This window comes from Floccifex sp. (assembly GCF_051873495.1).
GTDB lineage: Bacteria > Bacillota_I > Bacilli_A > Erysipelotrichales > Erysipelotrichaceae > Floccifex.
This window is the reverse complement of sequence record NZ_JBJEEX010000084.1, coordinates 1-1699: the sequence shown is the minus strand read 5'-3', so window position 1 is coordinate 1699 and position 1699 is coordinate 1. Positions and strand designations below refer to the sequence as shown.

General features: G+C 34.5%; 2 protein-coding genes. Both read right to left on the bottom strand.

Annotated features, from left to right (window positions below; translation table 11 throughout):
- Window positions 1-349: 349 nt before the first annotated feature.
- Complete coding sequence (locus tag ACI313_RS04925) at window positions 350-1222, bottom strand: hypothetical protein (protein WP_439755436.1); 873 nt, start codon at window positions 1220-1222, stop codon at window positions 350-352.
- Between the two features lie 115 nt (window positions 1223-1337).
- Window positions 1338-1640, bottom strand: coding sequence for a hypothetical protein (locus ACI313_RS04920; protein WP_439755435.1), 303 nt, complete (start codon window positions 1638-1640; stop codon window positions 1338-1340).
- Between the last annotated feature and the right edge of the window lie 59 nt (window positions 1641-1699).

Genomic DNA, 1699 nt, shown 5'->3' with positions numbered 1-1699 from the left:
ATTGAGGTGGTTCTTATTGTAAGTTCCTTATTTTTAATTAGTTAACTAACTGATTTTCAGTTAGTATTCATCCTCGTTGAAGTTGTTCTGCAACTGGTCTAATGGAATGATAATCACATATTTATATCCATTAAAGTAGGTGATGGGTCGTAAGTGAGTAGCGAGTATCATAACCGTTTGATATGGATTAAAAACCTGTTTCTTAAGTGGATAGCGTTTGCTTTCCAAGTCCTTGTTGAGGACTTCTTCTACATAAGGAAGAAGTATATCTATAACACAAAATTAATACAATTAGTTGATAACACCAAATGTATTATTTAGATAATGCAAAATGTTTTTCCATTTTCTTTTATTTGTCTCCTACAAACGCCAAATTTATATCGCTGGTAGGAGAAAATGCGTCAATACCTCTGAACCTCATCGAGAGGTCGTAATCGTCATATCCATACACATTTTCATTCAGTTTACTCCACATATCCTTTATGAAGTCAATCTCATACCTTATTTTGAATAAATCCCTTTGGGTGAGCAGGTATATAGAAAGGAGCGTCTTCTGAAAATCAGGGTGCATTTGTTTGAGTTTGTCTCCTGATACCTTATTTTCATAGTTAGTACACGTCGATATTTTCTTTTCTGCTTCCCTGTTTAATTGTTCCAGTTTTATACAGCCAAAATGAACCGGATATTTTTCCATAAGGAAATCCATCTGGTTGGTCGAATAGGTTGTCTTTAATGGAATTTGTCCTGTATTTTGATAAATGTAAGAGTGCCTGAACTTGTATTCCACTGAACTTTCATCCAGATACCAGTTCTCGCGGTATTCATCAATTATCCATTCAGTATCGGTATAGGGTCCGACAACCAAACCCCATTGTCTGCGAGGCATTTCACCTATGTAGAATGAAAGCAGACAAAAACCATCGACTTCCCTGTATCTGTCGAAATGCACATTGTTATCCACTGATGTTTCCGGCACTTCGATATGTGGAATATATTTAACAAGGTTATTAAACTGATTTAGTGCAGACATGATTCTTTGTTCATCATCTGTGGGTGGAATATGGGCGTAGTTGGGATTATTGACAATGTCGTTAATCAACCGGACAATCACTTCCTTTTTACCTCGGACATGTACTGTGTATACGGTCTTGGACGTATTAATATCCCCAATGAAATTGCGGTTGTTTGTAAGCTCATGCTGTTTGAAAAAATCATTTACCATCTTACTAATCTTTTGTGTATATAGTATTTATAAAAACAAAACACCCGGAAAGTCTTAAAAACTCTCCGGGTGTAAACAGTTGAAGATTTCTCTACCCAGTAAAGGTCATTCTAAATCACTCATCTTCAAATACCACTTCATCTGTTCCATTCTGAATATACTCAATCATATCATCAGTACATTCTTCAGAAATGAAATCGAGATCAACACAATCAATGTATTCATAGAGATAATCATCCAACATTTCTTTAATGTCAGTCCTTGTCATCTTGATTTTATTACATCCTTTGTCTCCAGTCTTATTTAGATGGATGTTGTGTTCACTCAAGTAATTCTTGACATACTCTTCAAAACCAGATACCATGTCATCATAAACCATGTTCCCAATTTTCTCAATAATTTCACTCATTGTTTTCATAATTCAAATATTTAAAAAATTATACTTATATTGATTTCTTGTTTGATACCACAAAGGTA

What these genes read in the sequence shown, in the direction of transcription:
- ACI313_RS04920 (WP_439755435.1), bottom strand. Translation starts at nt 1,640, where the DNA reads ATGAAAACAATGAGTGAAATTATTGAGAAAATTGGGAACATGGTTTAT.
- ACI313_RS04925 (WP_439755436.1), bottom strand. Translation starts at nt 1,222, where the DNA reads ATGGTAAATGATTTTTTCAAACAGCATGAGCTTACAAACAACCGCAAT.